Origin of the sequence: Microbacterium sp. ZW T5_56 (assembly GCF_044987425.1) — a bacterium.
Classification (GTDB): Bacteria; Actinomycetota; Actinomycetes; order Actinomycetales; family Microbacteriaceae; genus Microbacterium.
Genome location: NZ_JBJDRI010000082.1, coordinates 1 through 544 on the forward strand (window position 1 = coordinate 1; position 544 = coordinate 544).

Genomic DNA, 544 nt, shown 5'->3' on the forward strand with positions numbered 1-544 from the left:
GGTACCTGGTCTTCAATCCGCTCTATCGAGGTTCGGTCACGGTGATCGGTCCCGAGGACGCCACCGGACTTCCGACTGTCGCGGGCCGCGGAGGCCCGGACAACGAAGTGGCACCTGTGTCTTACACGGATCCGACCTCTGGAGTGCTGGTGACGGGAGACGCAACCGGCAGCATCCCGGATCAAGGCCGGCTGACGCTCGCGTTCCACTACCGAGTGACGTTCGCTTTCGCCGACGGAGTCACGAGCGACTCGACGCAGATCGTCGACTGGGGGCACGCCGCATCCGTGCCGGCTGACCCCGTGCGCCCGGGGTACACCTTTGCCGGGTGGGCATCGTCTGTCGCCGGAACCTCGCCGGGTGACCCGACGATCGCCCCGGTGACATTCACCGCCCAGTGGAACAGCGTCGCGCTCGACGCTCCGGAGATCACGACCCTGTCACTCCCGGATGGAGTCGTCACCGACGCGTACAGTGTGCCCGTCAACGCGATCGGAACCGGCCCCATCACCTTCCAGGTGAGCGCCGGCACACTGCCCGCAGG

At 67.1% G+C, this 544-nt stretch carries 1 protein-coding gene; it reads left to right on the top strand.

Annotated features, from left to right (window positions below; translation table 11 throughout):
• On the top strand, window positions 1-544 hold a 544-nt coding region (locus tag ACI3KU_RS18995), incomplete at both ends, for an InlB B-repeat-containing protein (RefSeq protein ID WP_404923896.1).